The 21,681-nt window shown below is 62.5% G+C and carries 18 protein-coding genes; 10 read left to right on the top strand and 8 right to left on the bottom strand.

What is annotated here, in order from left to right; translation table 11 throughout:
- Window positions 1-97 precede the first annotated feature (97 nt).
- The 9 genes from purU (at window position 98) to N1937_RS23140 (ending at window position 12,161) form a co-directional block, all read left to right on the top strand.
- Window positions 98-982 carry a formyltetrahydrofolate deformylase gene (purU, locus tag N1937_RS23180; RefSeq protein WP_018070299.1) on the top strand — a complete coding sequence of 295 codons (885 nt, stop codon included), beginning with the start codon at window positions 98-100 and terminating at the stop codon, window positions 980-982.
- 119 nt (window positions 983-1,101) lie between these two features.
- Complete coding sequence (locus N1937_RS23175; RefSeq protein WP_260057072.1) at window positions 1,102-4,023, top strand: aminotransferase; 2,922 nt, start codon at window positions 1,102-1,104, stop codon at window positions 4,021-4,023.
- A 523-nt stretch (window positions 4,024-4,546) separates the two neighbouring features.
- Window positions 4,547-4,741, top strand: a complete 195-nt coding sequence (locus N1937_RS23170; protein ID WP_003544544.1) for a hypothetical protein — start codon at window positions 4,547-4,549, stop codon at window positions 4,739-4,741.
- A 233-nt stretch (window positions 4,742-4,974) separates the two neighbouring features.
- Window positions 4,975-5,970, top strand: a complete 996-nt coding sequence (locus N1937_RS23165) for a P1 family peptidase (RefSeq protein ID WP_260057071.1) — start codon at window positions 4,975-4,977, stop codon at window positions 5,968-5,970.
- A 56-nt stretch (window positions 5,971-6,026) separates the two neighbouring features.
- Complete coding sequence (locus N1937_RS23160) at window positions 6,027-6,947, top strand: LysR substrate-binding domain-containing protein (protein WP_260057070.1); 921 nt, start codon at window positions 6,027-6,029, stop codon at window positions 6,945-6,947.
- A 150-nt stretch (window positions 6,948-7,097) separates the two neighbouring features.
- Window positions 7,098-8,627 carry an ABC transporter substrate-binding protein gene (locus N1937_RS23155; protein ID WP_260057069.1) on the top strand — a complete coding sequence of 510 codons (1,530 nt, stop codon included), beginning with the start codon at window positions 7,098-7,100 and terminating at the stop codon, window positions 8,625-8,627.
- 291 nt (window positions 8,628-8,918) lie between these two features.
- Window positions 8,919-9,866, top strand: coding sequence for an ABC transporter permease (locus N1937_RS23150; protein WP_260057068.1), 948 nt, complete (start codon window positions 8,919-8,921; stop codon window positions 9,864-9,866).
- A 3-nt stretch (window positions 9,867-9,869) separates the two neighbouring features.
- Complete coding sequence (locus tag N1937_RS23145; protein ID WP_260057067.1) at window positions 9,870-10,733, top strand: ABC transporter permease; 864 nt, start codon at window positions 9,870-9,872, stop codon at window positions 10,731-10,733.
- 36 nt (window positions 10,734-10,769) lie between these two features.
- Window positions 10,770-12,161, top strand: a complete 1,392-nt coding sequence (locus tag N1937_RS23140; protein ID WP_260057066.1) for an amidase — start codon at window positions 10,770-10,772, stop codon at window positions 12,159-12,161.
- Here the strand turns inward: N1937_RS23140 and N1937_RS23135 are convergent.
- The 3 genes from N1937_RS23135 to N1937_RS23125 form a co-directional block, all read right to left on the bottom strand.
- Entirely contained in the window at window positions 12,154-13,011 is an 858-nt protein-coding gene (locus N1937_RS23135; RefSeq protein WP_260057065.1) for a C40 family peptidase, read from the bottom strand. The two genes, N1937_RS23140 and N1937_RS23135, sit on opposite strands and share 8 nt — an antisense overlap.
- Window positions 13,012-13,022: 11 nt before the next feature.
- Window positions 13,023-13,373 (bottom strand): MarR family transcriptional regulator, encoded by a 351-nt coding sequence (locus N1937_RS23130; protein ID WP_064247479.1) that lies wholly within the window; start codon window positions 13,371-13,373, stop codon window positions 13,023-13,025.
- Between the two features lie 170 nt (window positions 13,374-13,543).
- Window positions 13,544-14,935, bottom strand: a complete 1,392-nt coding sequence (locus N1937_RS23125; protein ID WP_260057064.1) for a leucyl aminopeptidase family protein — start codon at window positions 14,933-14,935, stop codon at window positions 13,544-13,546.
- 144 nt (window positions 14,936-15,079) lie between these two features.
- On the opposite strand from N1937_RS23125, the gene N1937_RS23120 reads away from it, so the two are divergent.
- On the top strand, window positions 15,080-15,916 hold the full coding sequence (locus tag N1937_RS23120) for a tetratricopeptide repeat protein (RefSeq protein WP_260057063.1): 837 nt from the start codon (window positions 15,080-15,082) through the stop codon (window positions 15,914-15,916).
- Between the two features lie 47 nt (window positions 15,917-15,963).
- On the opposite strand, the gene N1937_RS23115 is transcribed toward N1937_RS23120, so the two are convergent.
- The 5 genes from N1937_RS23115 to N1937_RS23095 form a co-directional block, all read right to left on the bottom strand.
- Window positions 15,964-16,596, bottom strand: coding sequence for a LysE family translocator (locus N1937_RS23115; RefSeq protein ID WP_260057062.1), 633 nt, complete (start codon window positions 16,594-16,596; stop codon window positions 15,964-15,966).
- Between the two features lie 198 nt (window positions 16,597-16,794).
- Window positions 16,795-17,781, bottom strand: a complete 987-nt coding sequence (locus N1937_RS23110; protein WP_260057061.1) for a type II secretion system F family protein — start codon at window positions 17,779-17,781, stop codon at window positions 16,795-16,797.
- A 15-nt stretch (window positions 17,782-17,796) separates the two neighbouring features.
- Complete coding sequence (locus tag N1937_RS23105; RefSeq protein WP_017966547.1) at window positions 17,797-18,804, bottom strand: type II secretion system F family protein; 1,008 nt, start codon at window positions 18,802-18,804, stop codon at window positions 17,797-17,799.
- A gap of 5 nt (window positions 18,805-18,809) precedes the next feature.
- A complete protein-coding gene (locus N1937_RS23100; protein ID WP_260057060.1) occupies window positions 18,810-20,267 on the bottom strand; it encodes a CpaF family protein in 1,458 nt (485 codons plus the stop codon).
- Window positions 20,268-20,398: 131 nt separating this feature from the next.
- Window positions 20,399-21,676 (bottom strand): AAA family ATPase, encoded by a 1,278-nt coding sequence (locus tag N1937_RS23095; protein ID WP_162115528.1) that lies wholly within the window; start codon window positions 21,674-21,676, stop codon window positions 20,399-20,401.
- Window positions 21,677-21,681 lie beyond the last annotated feature (5 nt).

The raw sequence follows: 21,681 nt of genomic DNA, 5'->3' as shown, positions 1-21,681 counted from the left end.
TGCAATTTGTCGCATGAATGAAAGTGCGCCGGCCTGTTCGCGGCCCGGGCTTTGATCTAAGCACAGCGGCGGCCTTGGAGAGGGAAGAGGGAAAGACATGACAAGTTACGTATTGACGGTATCCTGCAAGTCGACGCGCGGCATCGTGGCGGCGATTTCGAGCTATCTGGCCGACAAGGGCTGCAACATCGTCGACAGCTCGCAGTTCGACGATCTCGATACCGGCAGGTTTTTCACACGGGTGAGCTTCATCTCCGAGGAAGGCGTGCCGCTTGCCGAACTCAAGGAAGGCTTCGAGCCGATCTGCAAGCGGTTTGCCATGGATGCCGAGATCCACGACGGCAACGCCCGCATGAAGGTGCTGCTGATGGTGTCGCGCTTCGGCCATTGCCTCAACGACCTGCTCTATCGCTGGAAGATCGGCGCCCTGCCGATCGACATCGTCGGCGTCGTCTCCAACCATTTCGATTACCAGAAGGTCGTGGTCAACCACGACATCCCCTTCCACCACATCAAGGTGACGAAGGAGAACAAGCTGCAGGCCGAAGGCCAGATCATGGATATCGTCGAACAGACCGGCACGGAGCTGATCGTACTGGCGCGCTATATGCAGGTGCTTTCGGATGCGATGTGCCAAAAGATGTCTGGCCGGATCATCAATATCCATCATTCCTTCCTGCCGAGCTTCAAGGGCGCCAACCCTTACAAGCAGGCCTATCAACGCGGCGTGAAGCTGATCGGCGCGACGGCGCATTACGTCACCGCCGATCTCGACGAAGGCCCGATCATCGAGCAGGACACGGCGCGCATCACCCATGCGCAGTCGCCCGACGACTATGTCTCGATCGGCCGCGACGTCGAAAGCCAGGTGCTGGCGCGCGCCATCCATGCCCATATCCATCACCGCACCTTCCTGAACGGCAACCGTACCGTGGTCTTCCCGGCAAGCCCCGGCGGTTACGCCTCCGAACGCATGGGTTGAGCGTCGCCTAGACCCTGCATCTCTTTTGCTGGCGAACGACAATCTTCCGTTGCCTGCCAGCGGCAAGTACTCGATTATCTCCTTCAATAGGTAATCGAATCATGCAGCGGAGGGGTGTCATGACCGACGAGGCGCTTGTTGATCGCATGGCGCTGCCGCGTCCCGACGTCACCGCCAGCGACGCGGAAGAGATCCTCCTTGCTCATTACAGCCTCTCCGGCACGCTTACCGAACTCGGCAGCCAGCAGGATCGAAACTATCGCGTCGATAGCGATCGTGGCCGCTACGTCCTGAAGATCTGCCATGCAGCCTACGAGGTCCGCGAGCTCGAAGCGCAGAATGCGGCGATCCATCACCTCAAAAGCAGGCAAGATGCGCCGCGCGTTCCGCAGGTGATCCGCAGCAATGAAGGGCGGGAGATCGTCGTCCTTACCGTGCGTGGGCAGGGCTATCAGGTCCGGCTGCTGGAATATCTGGAAGGCCAGGGGCTGACGGAGCTGACCTATCTGGCGCCGGCTTCCGTTGCGGCCCTCGGCGCGCTCTGCGCCAGGCTGGCGCAGGCGCTTGCCGATTTCGACCATCCCGGTCTCGACCGCAGCCTGCAATGGGATCTCAGGCGCGCCGGGCCGGTCGCAGTGCAGCTGCTGTCCGCGATCACCGATAGTGCGGCGCGCGACCGGATCGCCAAGACCATGGTTATGGCCATTCGCCGCATCCAGCCGTTGGCCCCATCGCTTCGGCTGCAGGCCGTGCATCATGACGTCACCGGCGATAATGTCGTCGGCCACCGCGACGCCCGTGGCCATACCATTCCCGACGGGGTGATCGATTTCGGCGATATGATGCGCGGCTGGCTGGTCGGCGACCTCGCCGTCACATGCGCTTCGCTGCTGCATCAGGCGGATGGCGACCCTTTTCATATCCTGCCAGCCGTCACCGCCTATCAGGCGATCTATCCGCTGACCGGCGAGGAGCTGAAGGCGCTCTGGCCGTTGACCGTCGCACGCGCGGTCATTCTGGTTGCCAGCAGCGAGCAGCAGATTTCGGTCGATCCAGATAATGACTATGTCCGCGGCAATCTCGAGCACGAGCGGGCGATCTTCGATACGGCGATGTCCGTTCCCTTCGAACTCATGGAAGCCGCGATCCTCAGGGCGGCCGGCGCAAATGTCGCCGCCCCGGAAGCATCGGGTTGGCTGCCGTTGCTGCCGGACATCGATCCCGCCGGGATCGCCTATGTCGATCTTGGGGTGCGGAGCCCGCATTTTTCCGCCGGCAACTGGCTAAATGCCGACATGGACTGGCGGCTGCTTGCCCGTGTGGCAACCGAAAACGGCACGGCAGCGACGCGCTACGGCGAATATCGGCTTTCCCGTGCGGGAACCGCGAAGGGACAGGCGACCTGCGCCCTGCATGTCGACATATGCCTTGCCGCAGGCAGCGCGATTGCAGCGCCCTTTGCCGGCCGTATCGGCTGGAAGGACCAGCATCTGACGCTCGCCAGCGGCGGCATGACCCTGCATCTCGATGGGCTCGACCTGTCGGTTGAGGATGGAGCCCAGATTGCCGCCGGCGATCCGCTTGGCACGGTTACCGGAGAGGCTTCGTCGCTCGGCGGGCTGCGTGTCCAGCTTTGCAACGTCGCGGGTCTTGAACCACCGCTCTTTTCCACACCCCGCGCGGCGGCGGCCTGGTCGGTGCTCTGCCCTTCACCCTCGCTGCTTCTCAGCCCGCAAGCGGATGCGCCGCAACCTGATACCGCCGCGCTCTTCGCCAGGCGGCGGGCGCATCTCGCAAGGCCGCAGAAGAACTATTACGCGTCGGCGCCGCAGATCGAGCGCGGCTGGAAGGAGCATTTGTTCGATGTCGAAGGCCGCGCCTATCTCGACATGGTCAACAACGTCACCATTCTCGGCCATGGCCATCCCAGGTTCGCGGCAGCAATCCACGCCCAATGGCTGCGGCTCAACACGAATTCGCGCTTCCACTATGCCGCGATCACGGAATTTTCCGAACGCCTCGCCGCCCTTTCGCCGGACGGGCTCGACGCGGTCTTCCTGGTCAACAGCGGCTCGGAGGCGAACGATCTGGCGCTTCGGCTGGCGCAAGCCCATAGCGGCGCGCGCAACATGCTCTGCCTGCTCGAAGCCTATCATGGCTGGTCGGCGGCAAGCGACGCCGTCTCCACCTCGATCGCCGACAATCCGCAGGCACCGACCACCCGGCCGGACTGGGTGCATACCGTCGTTTCGCCGAACACCTATCGCGGCGACTTCCGTGGTCCCGATACGACGGCGGATTATCTCGGCATGGCGACGCCGGTGCTGGAGGCAATTGATGCTGCGGGCGAAGGCCTTGCGGGCTTCATCTGCGAATCGGTCTACGGCAATGCCGGTGGCATCCCGCTGCCGGACGGTTACCTCAGGGAAATCTATGCGCAGGTCCGCGCTCGCGACGGCCTCTGCATCGCCGATGAGGTGCAGGTCGGCTATGCCAGGCTCGGGCATTATTTCTGGGGCTTCGAGCAGCAAGGGGTCGTGCCTGATATCATCACAGTCGCCAAAGGCATGGGCAACGGCCATCCGCTCGGCGCCGTCATCACCACGCGGGAGATTGCGCAATCGCTGGAGAAGGAGGGCACTTTCTTTTCCTCCACCGGCGGCAGCCCGGTCAGCTGCATCGCCGGCATGACAGTGCTCGACCTCATGGCCGAGGAAAAGCTGCAGGAAAATGCCCGGACGGTCGGCGATCATCTGAAGGCGCGGCTCGCCGCGCTGATCGACCGCCATCCGATTGCGGGCGCCGTGCACGGCATGGGCCTCTATCTCGGCCTCGAATTCGTCCGCGACAGAAAGACGCTGGAGCCGGCGACCGAAGAGACGGCTGCCATCTGCGACCGGCTTCTCGAACTCGGCGTCATCATGCAGCCGACCGGCGATCATCAGAATGTACTGAAGATCAAACCACCGCTCTGCATCAGCATCGACAGCGCGGATTTCTTCGCGGACATGCTGGAGAAGGTACTCGAAGAGGGCTGGTGACACAGGGCTTCCGGCATTAACCAAATTGGTCATTTCGCGGCATGTCGATTTTTAATGAAATAGGCCATTGCCTGTTACGGCAAGGCTTCCTATGTCTGCCGCGGTGATCGATCGAACTTCCGATTCTGTCATGTGAATTTAACGAAAGACTGATATGTTTCTTTCTGTAAGTTCGGACTGCGACGGAATGAATTTTTTCGGATCGTCGATATTTTGACACGTTTCGGAATATGTTTCTGACAGGCTATCGGGTAATCTCTACCAAGTTAGTGGATTATCGAAGACAGCCTTCGCCGATCCCGGGCTCTACCCGGGACCTCTCAAGTGCAACGCCAACATAAGGAACGAGCATGATAGACATCGATATTCTCGCCGATCTCCTTGGGCGATCTGTGCTTGGCAATGACCGTCCGGGCGCCCTCTCCCGCCCGAACTGTCGAATGTGACGTTCGTCCTCCTTTCAACGGTACCAGACAAGTCAATTCGCCATGGCTGCGCATGTTGCGCGGCAGGAGTTCTATCTATGAAGAAGCAAGTTATCGAATACGCAGGCGTTCCCGTCGGGATCGTCATTCCCGATGAAGATCGGCTGAAGTTCATCGCCGTGAAATTTCATGTCCACGACCTCGACGAGCAGCGCTTCGGCTCGCCGGACGAGGTGCGGCTGGCTATCCATGACCTGATGACCCGCCGTCATCCGAAGCCGCTTCATGCCTGAGGGCATGAGGCCGCAATTAACATTCACGGCTTTTCGTAATGTCCGACCGGTCCCGCCAAATGGGGCCGGTCTTGTTTTTTGAGGGCATTACAGCGCCGCGCGTCTTTATCAGACGCGCAAGGGACGTTGTAACGCTTTGAATTTCTGCATAATTTTATCCTTAAATCGATTCCGATTTAAGGAATTATGCAGTACAGTCCTACCGGCCGCCTTTCCGTGATAAGGATCCGCCCTTGCCCGATCTTCTGAACCTCATTACCGACATCGAAGGCGTTTCCGTCGGCCATGCGACCGACCTTGCGTTCGGTTCCGGTGTCACGGTCATCGTCTTCGACGAACCGGCCGTCGCATCCGGCACCGTGCTCGGCGGCGCGCCCGGCGGGCGCGACACGGCCCTGCTCGATCCGTCGATGACCGTCAATGCCGTGGATGCCTTCGTGCTCTCCGGCGGCTCTGCCTTCGGGCTGGATGCCGCCGGCGGCGTGCAGGCGGGCCTGCGCGAACTCGGCCGCGGCTTTGCAGTCGGGTCGGTGCGTATTCCGATTGTGCCGCAGGCAATCCTGATGGACCTGCTGAACGGCGGCGACAAGGATTGGGGCCTTCACTCGCCTTATCGCGACATGGGCTATGCGGCGTTGAAGGCGGCCACTAAGGGTACATTCGCGCTGGGCACGACAGGTGCCGGCACAGGGGCGACGACGGCCACCGTCAAGGGCGGGCTTGGCTCAGCCAGCGCCGTCAGCAGCGCCGGGCACCGCGTCGCGGCAATCGTCGCCGTCAATGCGCTCGGCTCGGCGACGATCGGCGACGGGCCACATTTCTGGGCGGCGCCTTTCGAGAAAGACGCGGAATTTGGCGGGCTCGGCATGCCTGATGTGACCGACCACCGGATGCGGCTCAAGGGCATGAACACCCCGGCGACGACGATCGGCGCTGTCGTGACCGATGCGCAGCTGACGAAGGCCGAAGCGCATCGGCTTTCGCTCGCCGGCCATGACGGCCTCGCCCGGGCACTGCTGCCGGCGCACCTGCCGCTCGACGGCGACACCGTCTTTGCCGCTTCGACGGCCAAGCATCGAAGAGACGACATGGCGAGCCTGATGGAGCTTTGCCATCTCGCGACTATCATCATGGCGCGGGCGATCGCCCGTGGGGTCTACGCTGCGACCGCGCTGCCGGTGGAAGGCGCGCAAAAGGCCTGGCGCGACCGCTATGCGAGCAGCGGCTGATTGAATAGGGTCAGACTCTCTACAGATCCAATATGCCGAATCGCGGAGAGACGTGAATGCAGATCCGGGCGCTGATGTATTTCGACGAGTTGGTCAGGACCAATTCGATGCGCCAGGCGGCCGAGAATCTCAATGTCGCGCCAACGGCGATCAGCCGGCAGATCGAGAACCTCGAATATCATTTCGGTGCGCCGCTCGTCGAACGCAGCGCCCGCGGCGTAAAGCTGACGGCCGCCGGCGAACTGCTTGCCGCCCGCGCCGGCCGCACGCTGCGCGAGCTCGATCACGTACAGCAGCTAATCGAAGACCTGAAGGGCCTGCAGCGCGGTCGCGTCAGCATCTATGCCAATGGCGCGACCGTCGCCAATCTGCTGGCGCCGGCGCTCGCCGAATTCAGCCTGAAATATCCGAAGCTGCGCTTTGCCGTGACGATCACCAGCGCGCGGCAGGCGGTCGACGCCGTCAACAGCGCCGAGGCGGATATTGCGGTGACGCTGTTTGCGCCTCCTATGTCCGGCACCAAGGTACGGCTGCGCTCCGAGATCGCCTATGATCTCATCGCCACGCCGCAGCATCCGGCCGCTGCGCATGCCGAGATCCCGCTGAGGACGCTCGCCGACTACGCCTTGGCGCTGCCGGATCAATCCTTCGGCTTTCGCCAGGCCTTCGACGCCCTGTTCGAGAAGGAGGGGCTGAGCCTCGATCCTGTCTTCGTCACCAGCTCGCTCGAAATGCTGAAGGAACTCGTGCTCAGCGGGGCTGCGGCCACGCTGCTGCCGGCGCTGACTGTTCGCCGTGAGATTGAAGCGCGTCAGCTCCTTGCCATTCCGCTCGCTGGCAAGACCGGCATCCGCACCCATGTCGATCTTTGCGTGGCGCCGGACCGGCAGCTGTCCTTCGCGGCGACGAAACTCCTCGACTTCATCGAGAGGTTCATGCGCGCGCGCACGAGCCATGGCGCCGAGACGAGAGACTGAGGCTTCGAGCTTGCATTGGCCGCGGAATTGCGGTGTAGCTTTTTCGGCTACACTGAGCACACAAATTCGTCATTGTGTGTGCACCGGCATAGTGTCACTCTCCTCGCAAAAGGTCTTCGTCATCGACGCGCGGCCAGATAAGGGAACATGATGATCAAGCTTTCGTTTGCGCCTTCAGCCCGTTTCTTCAGGCGGCTTTCGCTCGGTGCCGCACTTTCGGCCGGCCTGGTGATGACGGCGATGACGCCGGCCGAGGCGGCAAAGACTACCCTTAATCTCGGCATGAGCGTTGAGCCGGCCGGTCTCGACCCGACGATCGCAGCACCGGTGGCGATCGGCCAAGTGACCTGGCAAAACGTGTTCGAAGGGCTGGTGACGATCGACCAGGCCGGCAAGATCCAGCCTCAGTTGGCGAAAAGCTGGGAAATCTCGCCCGATGGCCTGACCTATACATTCAAGCTGCAGACCGGCGTCAAATTCCATGACGGCGAGGCCTTCGATGCCGCGAGCGCCAAGTTTTCGCTGGACCGCGCCCGCGGCGCCGATTCGGTCAATCCGCAGAAACGCTTCTTCGCCTCGATCGCCTCGATCGACACGCCTGATACTGAAACGCTGGTGCTGCATCTCTCGGCACCGACCGGCAGCCTGATCTACTGGCTCGGCTGGCCGGCCTCGGTGATGGTCGCGCCGACGACCGCTGCCGACGACAAGACGACGCCAGTGGGCACCGGTCCGTTCAAATTCGCCAGCTGGGCGAAGGGCGACAAGGTCGAACTCACCAGGAATGCCGACTATTGGAACAAGGATGCGGCCGCCAAGCTCGACAGGGTGACCTTCCGCTTCATTGCCGATCCGCAAGCGCAGGCGGCTGCGCTGAAATCCGGCGATCTCGATGCCTTTCCGGAATTTGCCGCGCCAGAGCTGATGAGTTCCTTCGACGGCGATGCGAGGCTCGTCACCAGGATCGGCAATACCGAGCTCAAGGTCGTTGCCGGCATGAACACTGCCAAGAAGCCGTTCGACGACAAGCGCGTCCGCCAGGCGTTGATGATGGCGATCGACCGCAAGATGGTGATCGACGGCGCCTGGTCCGGCCTCGGCACACCGATCGGCAGCCACTACACGCCGAACGATCCGGGCTATCAGGACATGACCAATGTGCTGCCCTATGACGTCGAAAAGGCGAAGGCGCTGCTCACTGAGGCCGGCTACCCCAACGGCTTCACCTTTACGATCAAATCGCCGCAAATGGCCTATGCGCCGCGCAGCGCCCAGGTGATGCAGGCGATGTTTGACGAAATCGGCGTGACGATGAATATCGAGCCGACCGAATTTCCGGCGAAGTGGGTCCAGGACATCATGAAGGACCGCAACTTCGACATGACGATCGTTGCCCATGCCGAACCGCTCGACATCGACATCTATGGGCGCGATCCCTATTATTTCAACTACAAGAACCCCGCTTTCAACGCGCTGATGAAGAAGGTCCAGGAGACGACCGATCCGGTCGCGCAGAATACGATCTACGGCGAAGCGCAGAAGATTCTCGCCGAGGACGTGCCGGCGCTCTACCTCTTCGTCATGCCGAAACTCGGCGTCTGGGACAAAAAGCTGAAGGGCCTGTGGGAAAACGAGCCGATCCCTTCCAACGTGCTCTCCGGTGTTTCCTGGGACGAGTGAGTGGCGGGTTCGGACGGGATGCGATGAGGTGATGGCCTTGGTGCCGGAAGCAGGACAGTCGGATATGGTCGACTCACGCGAACCTCTCGCTCCCTCATTCCTGTGCCCTCAGGGCTTCGCCCGAGCGATGTCACAGGAATCCAGTGCGCCCAAGTCCTTGGGCGCGGGAGACTTCCGTACCTGGATGAGAGTCATTCACGGCGCAGACGCGCCGTGGCTGGATTCCTGTGACGAGCACAGGAATGAGGGAGAGAGGGGGATCCGCCGTTCCACATCGAAAGTGTGGCGCGCATGATCCCAATCCTCGCCCGCCGCTTCACCGGTCTCCTGGTCACGCTCGTCGTCGTCTCGCTTCTGATCTTCACCGTCATGAACCTTCTGCCCGGCGATCCCGCCTCGATCCTGCTCGGCACCTCGGCGACACCGGAAACGCTTGCCGCGCTGCGCCACGATCTCGGGCTCGATCAACCGCTGCTGCTGCGTTACGGGCAATGGTTGACCGGCGTGCTATCCGGCAATCTCGGCAATTCGCTCACCTATGGCGTACCGGTCGCAGGATTGATCGTCGAGCGGTTGACGGTGACGCTGCCGCTGGCGCTGATGGCGATTATGCTCTCGGTGGCGATTGCCTTGCCGCTCGGCGTGTTGGCCGCCTCGCGCCGCGGCGGCATCTTCGACCTCATCGCAACGCTGTTTTCGCAGATCAGCATTGCGGTGCCCGCCTTCTGGGTGGCGCTGCTGTTGATCATTCTGTTTTCGACGATGCTCGGGCTGATGCCGGCTGGCGGCTTCCCGGGCTGGAGTGCCGGCCCGCTGCCGGCATTGCAGGCGCTGGTTATGCCCGCTGTCGCGTTGGCGATGCCGCAGGCGGGCGTGTTGACCCGGGTGGCGCGCTCGGCGGTGCTCGACACGATGCATGAGGATTTTGCCCGCACCGCGGTGGCCAAGGGGCTGTCACGCAGTGCAGTGCTGTGGCGCCATATCGTGCCGAACGCACTGATCCCGATCCTGACAATGATCGGGCTGCAATTCACCTTTCTCGTCGCCGGCGCGGTGCTGGTTGAAAACGTCTTCAACCTGCCCGGCCTCGGGCGGCTCGCGCTACAGGCGCTCTCCCAGCGCGACGTCATCGTCATGCAGGATGTCGTGCTGTTCTTCGCAGGCCTGGTCATCGTGATGAACTTCATTGTCGATCTCTCCTATCTGGCGATCGATCCCAGGATGAGAAAGGCGGCCTGAACCATGGTACCGATTGCATCCCCCGCGATCGCCGGCCGCCATCGAGTCTTTAGACTTAGCCGGCGAATGAACTTGATTGCTGGGGCTGTCATCATCGGGCTGCTGGTCGCCGTTGCGCTGCTGTCACTCGTCTGGACGCCACTGCCGCCGGCGAAAATGCAGATCATCCACAAGCTGCAGCCGCCGCTTGCCTTCGGCCTGCTCGGTACCGACCAGTTCGGCCGCGATGTGCTTTCGATGCTGATGGCGGGCTGCTGGAATTCGCTGTCGATCGCCATCACCGCGGTCATGATCGGCGGGACGCTGGGCTCGATCGCCGGCATTTCGGCGGCGGCAATCCGCGGTCCCTTCGAAGCGCTGCTGATGCGCATCTGCGACGTCATCTTCGCGCTTCCGCCGATCCTGTCGGCCATGGTGCTCGGCGCCTTTCTCGGGCCAGGGCGGTTCACCGCGATCACCGCGATTGCCGTCTTCATGATCCCGGTCTTTGCCCGGGTGACGCTTGCGACCTCGCTGCAGGCCTGGAGCCGCGACTATGTGACGGCGGCGCGCGCGATCGGCAATACGCGACTGACCATTTCGCTGCGCCATGTGCTGCCGAATATCATGAGCCAGATCATCGTGCATGGCGCGATCCAGCTGGGGCTGGCAATCCTCACCGAAGCGGGTCTCAGCTTCCTCGGGCTTGGCATAGCGCCGCCGGCGCCGACCTGGGGCCGGATGCTTGCCGATGCGCAAACCTATCTGGCGCTCGCCCCCTGGCTGGCGATCCTGCCCGGTCTTGCCATCGCGCTCACCGTCTTCGGCTTCAACATGCTCGGCGACGGTTTGCGCGATCTGCTCGATCCGCGCGAGGCGAGCCGCTGATGTCCTCCCAAGACGAAAAGCCCGAAAGACCATGCCATGACCGAAACCGACCTTACCATTCGCGAACTCAGTCAGCACTTCGCCGATAAAAGCCTCTCCCCCCTCGAATACTGGCTTTCCCTCGAAGACCATATCGCGGCCTGGGAGCCTTCGATTTCGGCACTCTACCTCTACGATCCGGAATCGGCGCGCGCCCAGGCGAAAGCGTCGACGGAGCGCTGGGCGAAGGGAGAAACGCTTGGCGCCCTGGACGGCATCCCGGTAACGCTGAAAGAGCTGATCGCCACGAAGGGCCAGCCGGTTCCGCTCGGCACGAGGGCAGTGGAACTGAAGCCGGCAGAGGCCGACGCACCGGCCGCGGCCCGACTGCGGGAAGACGGCGCGGTGATCTTCGCCAAGACCACCTGCCCCGATTACGGCATGCTTTCCTCCGGCCTTTCGAGCTTTCATCCTCTCAGCCGCAATCCCTGGAACACCACGCAAAATCCCGGCGGATCGAGCGCCGGGGCTTCCGCAGCGGCGGCCGCCGGCTACGGACCGCTGCATATCGGCACCGATATCGGCGGCTCGGTGCGCCTTCCCGCCGGTTGGACCGGCATCTTCGGTTTCAAGCCGAGCCACGGGCGCATTCCAGCCGATCCCTATTATGTCGGGCGCTGCGTCGGGCCGATGGCGCGCACGGTCGAGGATGCGGCCTTTTCGATGGCGACGCTGTCGCGCCCGGACTGGCGCGACGGCACCAGCCTGCCGCCGAACGATTTCAACTGGATGGATCTCGACATCGACGTGTCGGGCTTGAAGATCGGGCTGATGCTCGATGCCGGCTGCGGGCTTGCGGTGGACGACGAGATCAGGGTCGCGGTCGAAGCGGCGGCGCAACATTTCGAGAAGGCCGGCGCCACCATTGTATCAGTGCAGCCGGTGCTGACGCGCGCGATGCTGGATGGCCTCGACAATTTCTGGCGGTCCCGGTTCTGGGGCGATATCGCGGACCTCGACGAAGAACGGCGCGACAGCATCCTGCCTTATATCAGGGATTGGGCGATGGGCGGCGCCGATATCAGCGGTGTCGATGCGGTCAAGGGCTTCAATCAGACGATCGAGATGCGCAAGAGCTGCGGACGGCTGTTCACCGAGGTCGACGCCGTGCTTTCGCCGACCAATCCGATCATCTCCTATCCGGCCGAATGGGCATCGCCGACCAACGATCCGGCCCTGCCGTTCGAGCACATCGGTTTCACGGTGCCATGGAACATGTCTGAGCAGCCGGCTGCTTCGATCAATTGCGGTTTCTCCCGATCGGGCATGCCGATCGGCCTGCAGATCGTCGGGCCGCGTTTCGACGATCTGCAGGTGCTGAGGCTATCGAAAGCCTTCGAGGACTGGACGGGCGGGGTAAGGTCTTGGCCGCGGCCTCCGATCAGCTGATCGGGCGACGATAGCCGGTCGGTTGCTGGTAGAGCCAGCCGATGCGCTCGACCGCGGCCTCGAAATTCTCGCGCGCCACCGTCATGCTGTGGCCGTTGGCATGGAGGATGGTTTCCGGATCCTCGAAGACGGCGACATGGCCCTTCCAGAATACCAGGTCGCCACGGCGGATTTCGGATCGGTCGATCGGCTGGCCGAGGCCTGCCGCCTGCAGGTCGGCATCGCGCGGCGCAGCTCTGCCCGTCATCAGCATCGCCAGCTGGACGAGGCCGGAGCAATCGATGCCGAGGCCGGAACGCCCGCCCCAGAGATAGGGCGTTTCCAGGAAACGGGCTGCGATCTCCACGTAATCGGCGCCATCGAGGGCACCGATCGGCTGGACGTGCTTGGCGAAGATTGCCGTTCCGTCATCGAGCACGACATAGCGATTGCCCCGCGCTTCCGCCTCGCCGGCGACATGAACGCGGCTTCCCATCGACACGATGGCCTGGTAGGGCTTGCGCAGTTCCGGTTCCGGATAGACGAAGCTGCGTTGCACGGTGACGATATGGGTCGGCGCCGGCTTGCCTTCCAAGAGCGCATCTGCCGCGACATAACCGACATAGCCGTCAGAGGCGGCTTTCACCCAGCACCAGCCGTCGGCGCGATCGAAAACCGTCACGTCCTCGCCGAGAAGCAGCTCCGTATCGATGCCGCGCGCAAGATTCGGTTCAGGGCGCAAACCCACGACGGGAACGGCAACACGGGCCGGCGCGCCTTCCACAAAGCGCAACGCCTCGACCTTGCCCTCAAGCCTCGCTTCCGCGAGATCTGGTCTATAGGCATGCAGGCGGCGGTCGAGCATCGTCATTCGCATTCCTTTCAGATCGGCAGTCGGCGGGCCTGATCTCGGATGAGATCGCCGAGCTTTTCCAGGTAGAGCGCGCCGCCGACGGTACGCTTGATGATCACGTTGCGCCGGTCGGCATCGTCACGCACACGATCGACCAGGCCCATCTCGCCCATCGTATCCAAGGCGCGGGTAATGACCGGCTTGGTGACTTCAAGCGTGGCGGCAAGCCCGCGCACGGTGTGCGGCGGCGGCACCAGATAAATATGCAGCAGGATCGCCATCTGGCGCAACGTCAAATCGCGGTCATCGTGGCGGACCTGATCGAGCGCCGCGCCATGCCAGAGCCCCAGCGCCTGCGAGGCGGTCAGTTCGATCGGCACGGCCCCTCCGGAAGATCGTTACGCTAACGTTTCATTTTCCGGTAGTTGCCATGCACATGCAAGGGGCGCTGGGAATTGCCGCCCGGCAGGGTGAATAAAATTTTAACGATCGACAGCGAGGCGCAACGCGCGAACACGCGGCGCGCCTCAACGCTTTTTTGCGTATGGGCTCAGCGCAGGCTTTCGCGGATATGGTGAAAGAGCGCGCGGATCGCTTGTGCCTCGCCGCCGCCCGGCGAATGCGGCCGTTCGGACGGAGCCCAGCCGAAGATATCGAAATGCACCCAGCTCTTCGCCTTGCTGACGAAACGCTTGAGGAAGAGGGCCGCAGTGATCGCACCGGCCATACCGCCGGCGGGTGCGTTGGTAAGGTCGGCGAACTTGGTGCGGATGTCCTTTTCGTAGCCGGAATAGAGCGGCAGGCGCCAGAGCGGATCGTCGGTTTCCAGGCTCGCTTCGGTCAGGTCATGCGCCAGATTGGCGTCATCGGTGAAGAAGGGCGGGAGGTCCGGACCGAGAGCAACGCGGGCGGCGCCGGTCAGCGTCGCCATGTCGATCAAGAGCTCGGGCTCTTCCTCATCGGCGTAGGCAAGCGCATCGGCAAGGATCAGACGGCCTTCGGCGTCGGTATTGTCGATCTGGACGGTCAGGCCTTTGCGGCTGCGGTAGATGTCGCCGGGCCGAAAAGCGTTGGACGAGATCGCGTTTTCGACGACCGGCACGATAACACGTAGGTCGACCTTCAGCTTGGCGTCCATGATCATCAGGGCAAGCCCCATGACATTCGCCGCGCCGCCCATGTCTTTCTTCATCAGCAACATGGAGGCGGCAGGCTTGATGTCGAGACCGCCGGTGTCGAAGCAGACGCCCTTGCCGACGAGCGTCACCTTGCGATGGCCCTTCTTGCCCCAGCGCAGTTCGAGAAGGCGCGGCGCATCGGCGCTGGCGCGGCCGACGGTATGGACCAGCGGGAAGTTTTGTGTGAGCAGGTCGTCGCCCGTAATCACCGATATCTCCGCCTTGTAATGTTCGGCCAGGCCACGGAAAACGGCCTCGAGTTGGTTCGGGCCCATGTCATTCGTCGGCGTATTAATCAGGTCACGGGCAAGAAAGACGCCGGCAAGCTGGCGCTTGATGTCGGCGGCGTCGGCATCGCGGGGGATCATCAGCGTCGCCGCCGCCGATTTTTCGGATTTGTAACGGTCGAAACGGTAGCTGCCGAGCCCGAAGCCGAGCGCCAGGCGATTTGCCGTCAGCGGCGCGGTCTCGATGTGCCAGTCGCCGGCCGGCAGCGCGCGGGCGAGCCTGCCGGTGATGTAAGGCTGCTCGGATGGATTGGTGCCGAGGCCGTAAAGCGCGCCGCCGAGATGGCCTTCAGCCGTCGGGATCAGCAGCAGCGACCCGCTTTCGGCCTTGTAGCCTGCCCTCTGCGCCCAATCGAGGGCGATCGGATCGATCGTACCGGTCTCGATATGGGCAGGCGTGACGGCAAAGATCGGCAGCGTCGAACCGCCCTTCGTGTTGAAAGGAGTCGGTCTCTCGATGAACTGATAGGGGGCCATGATTGTCCTTCGGCGGTCGTAAGGAATCGTTCCTTAACGGTCTGTTAGGGTTAACAGACTATTGCTGGAGCGAAGATTACGCGTCAAACCTTTCCCTGTTCCGCTTCGAGGTCAGGCGCCGATTTCGGAATCCAGGAACGCGCCATGCCTGCCTCGCTCACCACCATATTCACGAATCGTATCCTGCAGGGCGCTGCGGCCTCGCTGCTCGTCCTGGCGCTTGCCGGCTGCTCGACGACCAAGGACCGGATGACAACGGGCTCGGTGCCGAAACTCAGCAAGCCGGTTGACGAGATGGACGCGACCGAGCTGCGCTCGGCGACGGATCGGCTCGGCCAGGCCTATGAAAAGAACCCGCGCGATCCCGTCACCGGCGTCAATTATGCCAATCTGCTGCGCATGAACGGCCGTGACACGCAGGCGCTCGCCGTCATGCAGCAGGTGGCGATCGCCAATCCCGGCGACCGCAACGTGCTCGCCGCCTACGGCAAGGCGCAGGCGGCGGCCGGCCAGTTCCAGCAGGCGCTCGACACGATCGGCCGCGCCCAGACACCGGATCGTCCGGACTGGAAGCTGGTCTCGGCCCAAGGCGCGATCCTCGACCAGATGGGCCGGGCAAGCGAGGCCCGGCAGCGCTACCGCGACGCGCTCGATATCCAGCCGAACGAGCCCTCCATCCTTTCCAACCTCGGCATGTCCTACGTGCTGACCGGCGATCTGCGCACGGCCGAAACCTATCTGCGCTCCGCCGCCAGCCAGCCGACGGCCGACAGCCGCATCAGGCAGAACCTTGCCCTCGTCGTCGGTCTGCAAGGACGTTTCCCGGAAGCCGAGCAGATCGCGCGGCGCGAACTTTCGCCGCAACAGGCCGATGCCAATGTCGCCTATCTCAGAGGCATGCTCTCACAGCCAAATTCCTGGCAGAAACTCGCCGCCAAGGACAAGACGCCGGGCGCAGCGGACGGCAGCAATACCAACTGACCGGACTTCTTCTGCGCTTGAGAGCGTCCGAAGTCACATGCGACAGCCTATCGATCACTTACGCCCGCGAGAATGAGCCGGAGCCCGAGGCCGGCCATGACGACACCCGCGCTGCGGTCGATCCAGCTCTTGGCTGCAAGATAGAGCCGCCGCGGGTGGCGGGCCGAAAAAGCGAAGGCCACGATCGAATACCACCCCGCCTCCAAGACGAAGACGCCGAGCGGCAGCGCGACGATGAGACTGAGCGGCACCGTCCTCGGTAAAAGTGCGGCAAAGATGCTGGCATAGACGATGATGGTCTTCGGGTTGCTGAGTTGGGTCAGCAGCGCGGTCATGAAGCTCAGCCTCGGCGCAGGATTGACGTCGACGGTGTCGGAGACCTCGAGCGGCTGACCGGCGTTCCTCCAGATATTGACGGCGATATAGACGAGATAGGCGCCGCCTGCGACCTTCAGCAGGACATAGAGCCATTCGAACTGAGACAGCAGCGCCGTCAGCCCGGCAAGCGCCAGCACGGCAAAAACGACACCGCCGACGCCCATGCCGAGTGCGGCCGCAAGGCCATCCAGCCTCGAGCGCGAGATGGCGATCCTGGAGACGACGACGAAGCTCGGGCCGGGGCTCATCGCGCCGACGGCCAAGGCTGCCATGATGCTGATGAAAATGCCCGCAGAAGACATCGGAAACCTCTCTTTTGGATTGAACGAACATCAGGGGCGCCGCGGGGCGCCTGCGCTTGCCGATGGTCGTCCATCCCATTTACCAGCTCAGTCGGCGGCGGTCACCCGCGCTTTCTGGTGGCCGATCGGACCGATGGTCCTTGATGCACATCGTCTTCCGCCGAAAGCGGTCGCCGCTTTCCGGCGTCGGCGCAAACGTCAGAACTTGTCGGACACCTGGATGCCAGCCGGACCGAGAATGACGGCGATCAGCACCGGCAGAAAGAACAGGATCATCGGCACCGTCAGTTTCGGCGGCAGGGCGGCCGCCTTCTTTTCCGCCTCGTTCATCCGTTCGTCGCGTCCTTCCTGGGCGAGAACGCGCAGTGCCTGCGCGACCGGCGTGCCGTAGCGATCGGCCTGGATCAGCGCCTGTGTCACCGAACGCACCAGCTCGATCTGGGTGCGCGTCGCAAGATTGTCGAGCGCCACGCGGCGATCCGGCAGGAAGGAGAGCTCGGCCGTGGTCAGCACCATCTCCTCGGCGAGCGCCGGCGACTGCTCGCCGAGCTCTTCCGACACGCGACGCATCGCAGCCTCGATCGAGATGCCGGATTCGACGCAGATCAGCATCAGGTCCAGCGCATCCGGCCAGGCGCGCTTGATCGAGTGCTGGCGCTTGCCCATGCGGTTCGAGATATAGATGTTCGGGGCGTAGAAGCCGAGATAACCGACGCCGATGATGGCGAAGAGGCGGATCGGCATGCCCCTTTCGGCGAGATTGCCGAGGCCGAAGACCCAAACGGCGGCAAGCGTCAGAAAAAGGAAGGGCAACAGGAAACGCGCCACGAGAAAGGTATTCAGCGCATTCTCCGAGCGGAAACCGGCGGCACGCAGCTTGTTGACCGTGTTTTCGTCGACCAGCGCCTTGCGCAGATTGAAGCGCTCGACGATCTGACGGACCGAGCGGTTGTTCTGGTTCCTGAGCGAGGCCTTGCCAGCGCCGGTTTCGGTGTTCATGCGGGCGCGTTCGCGGGCACGGATCTGCTCGCGTTCGGTCGAAACCGCCTTCATGCGCTTGTTCAGATCGCCGCGTTCGAAGAAGGGGATGGCGATCGTATAAAAGGTGGCGAAGACGGCGATCGCGACGAAGAGCGCGATCAGCATGCTCGGATTGGTCAGCGTTGCGGCAAAGTCCTGCGACATGATGCTTCCTTCCGGCTAGATGTCAAAATTGACCATGTTGCGCATGACGAAGATGCCGATCGACATCCAGATCGCCGAGGCACCCATGATGAGATGGCCGCGCGGATCGGTGAAAAGGATCATCATGTAGTTCGGCGACGTCATGTAGACGAGGGTCGCAACGATGAAGGGCAGAGCCCCGATGATGACGGCCGACGCCTTGGCTTCCATCGAGAGCGCCTGGACCTTGGCCTTCATCTTCCTGCGTTCGCGCAGCACCTTGGATAGATTGCCGATCGCTTCCGACAGATTGCCGCCGGCCTGCGACTGGATGGCGATGACGATGGCGAAGAAATTGACTTCCTGGAGCGGCATGTGGATCGTCATGCGGGCGCAGGCGTCGGGAATGCTGAGGCCCACCTGCTGCGCCTCGATCACCCGCAGGAACTCGCTCTTGACCGGCTCGGTGCCTTCGGTGGCGATAAGACGGATGGCATCGTTGAGCGGCAGGCCCGATTTGATCGAGCGGGTGATGACGTCAAGCGCATTGGGGAGTTCGTTCAAAAACTTGGTCTGGCGGCGCTTGATCAGAAAGCCGAGGACCCAGCGCGGCAAGCCGAGACCGGCGACGACGGCGATACCGACCATGACCATCAACGACGCACCGACGACGAAGGCCACGAGCAGCAGCACCAAGGCGAAGATGGCGCTGAAGAGATAGAATTTCGCCGGTGTGATCGTCAGGCCGGCCTGCACCAGCCGGGATTTCATCGACAGGGTCTTTTTGGTCTTTTCGTGCTGGCGCTTTTCCAGATCCTTCAAGTTGTCCTGCACCGATTTGCGGCGCTTCGACAACTCCTGCACCCGGTCACGGGCAGCCTTGACATTGACCCGGTCGCTTTCGGCCGATTTGACGCGATTGATGCGGCTTGCCGATTTCTTGTCGGCTTCGATCTTCGAAAACAACAGGGCATAGGCAACCGCCGCCGCGGAGACGGCGGCGAGGGCGACGATTGCCAGCACTATGGGATCGAATCCGAACATCTCGCCTATTCCTTCGTTTTCGCTTCCATCGCGTCGAGGGCGGCGGCAAGACGCTTTTCCTCGTTGAAGTAGCGGGCGCGATCCCAGAAATGCGGCTTTCCGACGCCGGTCGACATGTGCCGGCCGACCAGGCGGCCGTTCGCATCCTCGCCTTCGATCTCGTAGCGCATCAGGTCCTGGGTGATGATGACGTCGCCTTCCATGCCGATCACCTCGGTGATCTGGGTAATGCGGCGCGAACCGTCGCGAAGGCGCGCCGCCTGAATGACGACGTCGACCGAGCTGGAAATGATCTCACGCACCGTCTTTGCCGGTAGAGTGAAGCCGCCCATGGCGATCATCGATTCGATACGGCTCAGGCATTCGCGCGGCGTATTGGCGTGGATCGTGCCCATCGAGCCGTCGTGACCGGTATTCATCGCCTGCAGCAGGTCGAAGACCTCCGGTCCGCGCACTTCGCCGACGATGATGCGCTCGGGACGCATACGCAGGCAGTTCTTGACGAGATCGCGCATGGTGATCTCGCCCTCGCCTTCGATATTCGGCGGGCGCGTTTCGAGACGCACGACGTGCGGCTGCTGCAGCTGCAGTTCGGCCGTATCCTCGCAGGTGATGACGCGCTCGTCCCTGTCGATATAATTGGTGAGGCAGTTCAGAAGCGTCGTCTTGCCCGAGCCGGTGCCGCCTGAAATGACGACGTTGCAGCGCACACGCCCGATGATCTGCAGCACGGTTGCGCCTTCCGGCGTGATCGCGCCGAATCGGACGAGCTGATCGAGAGTCAGCTTGTCCTTCTTGAACTTGCGGATGGTGAGCGCCGGCCCGTCGATCGACAGCGGCGGCGCGATCACGTTGACGCGCGAGCCATCGGGCAAGCGGGCATCGCAGATCGGGCTCGATTCGTCGACACGGCGGCCGACCTGGCTGACGATGCGCTGGCAGATCGAGAGAAGCTGCGCATTGTCGCGGAAGCGGATCTCCGATTCGATCGTCTTGCCGCCGACTTCGATGAAGGTCTGGCCGGCGCCGTTGACCATGATGTCGGCAATATCGTCGCGCGCCAGCAGCGGCTCCAGCGGGCCGTAACCGAGGACGTCGTTGCAGATATCCTCGAGCAGCTCTTCCTGCTCGGAGATCGACATCGCAAAGTTCTTGATGGTGATGATGTCGTTGACGATGTCGCGGATTTCCTCGCGGGCGCTTTCGCCGTCGAGCTTCGAAAGCTGCGAGAGATCGATCGTGTCGATCAGCGCGGAAAAGACCTGCGCCTTGGTGTCGTAATATTCATCCGTGCGGGCCGGGCGCTTGCGCTGCGGCGTCACCTGCTGGCGTGCGGGCTCACGCGAGGGTTCGACCAGAATGGAGGGGGAAGAGGCCGCAGGGGCGGCGGCCAGAGCCGGCGGCGGTGGAGCAATCGCTCCTCCGACCTTTCCGGAACCTTCGTTTCCGCGTTTTCCAAACATGCCACTCGATCCAATCTGCTCGTTCTAGAGCATTTCCCGATCTCTCCGAGTCACGGAAATGCGCTATCTCATTGTTTTCACGCAATTGCGAACGCAAACCGCTGCACAGTTTTGCTGGAATTGCTCATCGTCTACTTGCGCTTCAGGAGGCCCAGCAGACCGCCCTTCTTCGCCTTCCTGATCGCGACACGGCCGGTGACGATGTGCGATATCTGCGAAAAGGTTTCCGCCGTCGGCGACTTCGGGTCGACTTCAGAAATCATCCGGCCGCTATTGGCGGCGTTGCCGAAAAGATTGATGTCGAAGGGAATGATCGCGATCGGCTCAATCTCGAGCGGCTCGCAGAAATCCGACGGCGAAATTTCCGGCCGTTTCGGCATGCCGACCTGATTGAGGATGAGATGCGGCGGCCGGTCGTTCGGCCGCATCTTGCGCAGCGCGTCCAGCATGTTCTTGGCGTTGCGCAGATTGGCGAGATCGGGAACTGCTGCGATGACCACCTCGTCGACGCTCGACAGCACCGAGCGCGTCCATTCCGACCATACATGCGGAACATCGAGCACAGTGACGGGCGCGCTGCGCTGCAGAACATCGAGCACCGGCTGGAAAGCCTGGCCATCGAAATCATAGGCACGGTCGAGCAGCGAGGGTGCCGCAAGCAAAGACAGATGCTCGGAACATTTCGTCAGCAGGCGGTCGAGGAAGACCTCGTCGAGACGATCGGGGGCGAAGACCGCTTCGGCGATGCCCTGGGCCGGATCCTGGTCGAAATCGATGTTCGCCGTACCATAGGGCAGGTCGAGATCGGCGAGGATCGTCTCGGTGGAGAAGAGATTGGAAATGCCGAAAGCGCAATTATGCGCGATGGTCGAGGCGCCGGTGCCGCCCTTCGAGCCGATGAAGGCGATGCTGCGACCGAGCGGCTCCGCGTCCGGATCGACGAAGATCGAAGCCATCGCCGCAAGGATATCGGGCATGGCGACGGGCTGAACCATATATTCGGAAATGCCGTTGCGGATGAGCTCGCGATAAAGCCCGATATCGTTGTAATATCCGATAATGACGACTTTGGTCGTCGGATCGCAGACCGCGGCGAGCGGCGCAAGTTCGGCGAGCAGGTTTGCGGCATTCGCCTTGGTCTCGAGGATGATGAGGTTCGGTGTCGGGGCGCCGGAAAACATATTGGCGGCAGCGGCGGTGCCGCCGCTGGTGATGCGCATGCTGACCTTCGCCACGCGCCGATCATTGGCGCAGCGTTCCATGACATGCTGCAGGGCTTCGCTCTCGCAGAAGGCATGGACGGAGATGCGCGGCAGCGGCCGCATGTTTTCCAGATCCGCCATGCGCACCGCCTCGTCGGCGTTGCGAAGCTCGCTGGGATTCCTGATTTCGTATTCGATCGCGCTCATCGTGC

Origin of the sequence: Rhizobium sp. WSM4643, assembly GCF_025152745.1 — a bacterium.
Classification (GTDB): domain Bacteria; phylum Pseudomonadota; class Alphaproteobacteria; order Rhizobiales; family Rhizobiaceae; genus Rhizobium; species Rhizobium leguminosarum_I.
This window is presented reverse-complemented; position numbering and strand designations above follow the sequence as displayed.

Bases quoted from the DNA above. Each gene is read 5' to 3' on its own strand.
- purU (WP_018070299.1), top strand. From the start codon at position 98: ATGACAAGTTACGTATTGACGGTATCCTGCAAGTCGACGCGCGGCATC.
- N1937_RS23175 (WP_260057072.1), top strand. From the start codon at position 1,102: ATGACCGACGAGGCGCTTGTTGATCGCATGGCGCTGCCGCGTCCCGAC.
- N1937_RS23170 (WP_003544544.1), top strand. From the start codon at position 4,547: ATGAAGAAGCAAGTTATCGAATACGCAGGCGTTCCCGTCGGGATCGTC.
- N1937_RS23160 (WP_260057070.1), top strand. From the start codon at position 6,027: ATGCAGATCCGGGCGCTGATGTATTTCGACGAGTTGGTCAGGACCAAT.
- N1937_RS23155 (WP_260057069.1), top strand. From the start codon at position 7,098: ATGATCAAGCTTTCGTTTGCGCCTTCAGCCCGTTTCTTCAGGCGGCTT.
- N1937_RS23150 (WP_260057068.1), top strand. From the start codon at position 8,919: ATGATCCCAATCCTCGCCCGCCGCTTCACCGGTCTCCTGGTCACGCTC.
- N1937_RS23145 (WP_260057067.1), top strand. From the start codon at position 9,870: ATGGTACCGATTGCATCCCCCGCGATCGCCGGCCGCCATCGAGTCTTT.
- N1937_RS23140 (WP_260057066.1), top strand. From the start codon at position 10,770: ATGACCGAAACCGACCTTACCATTCGCGAACTCAGTCAGCACTTCGCC.
- N1937_RS23135 (WP_260057065.1), bottom strand. From the start codon at position 13,011: ATGACGATGCTCGACCGCCGCCTGCATGCCTATAGACCAGATCTCGCG.
- N1937_RS23125 (WP_260057064.1), bottom strand. From the start codon at position 14,935: ATGGCCCCCTATCAGTTCATCGAGAGACCGACTCCTTTCAACACGAAG.
- N1937_RS23120 (WP_260057063.1), top strand. From the start codon at position 15,080: ATGCCTGCCTCGCTCACCACCATATTCACGAATCGTATCCTGCAGGGC.
- N1937_RS23115 (WP_260057062.1), bottom strand. From the start codon at position 16,596: ATGTCTTCTGCGGGCATTTTCATCAGCATCATGGCAGCCTTGGCCGTC.
- N1937_RS23110 (WP_260057061.1), bottom strand. From the start codon at position 17,781: ATGTCGCAGGACTTTGCCGCAACGCTGACCAATCCGAGCATGCTGATC.
- N1937_RS23105 (WP_017966547.1), bottom strand. From the start codon at position 18,804: ATGTTCGGATTCGATCCCATAGTGCTGGCAATCGTCGCCCTCGCCGCC.
- N1937_RS23100 (WP_260057060.1), bottom strand. From the start codon at position 20,267: ATGTTTGGAAAACGCGGAAACGAAGGTTCCGGAAAGGTCGGAGGAGCG.
- N1937_RS23095 (WP_162115528.1), bottom strand. From the start codon at position 21,676: ATGAGCGCGATCGAATACGAAATCAGGAATCCCAGCGAGCTTCGCAAC.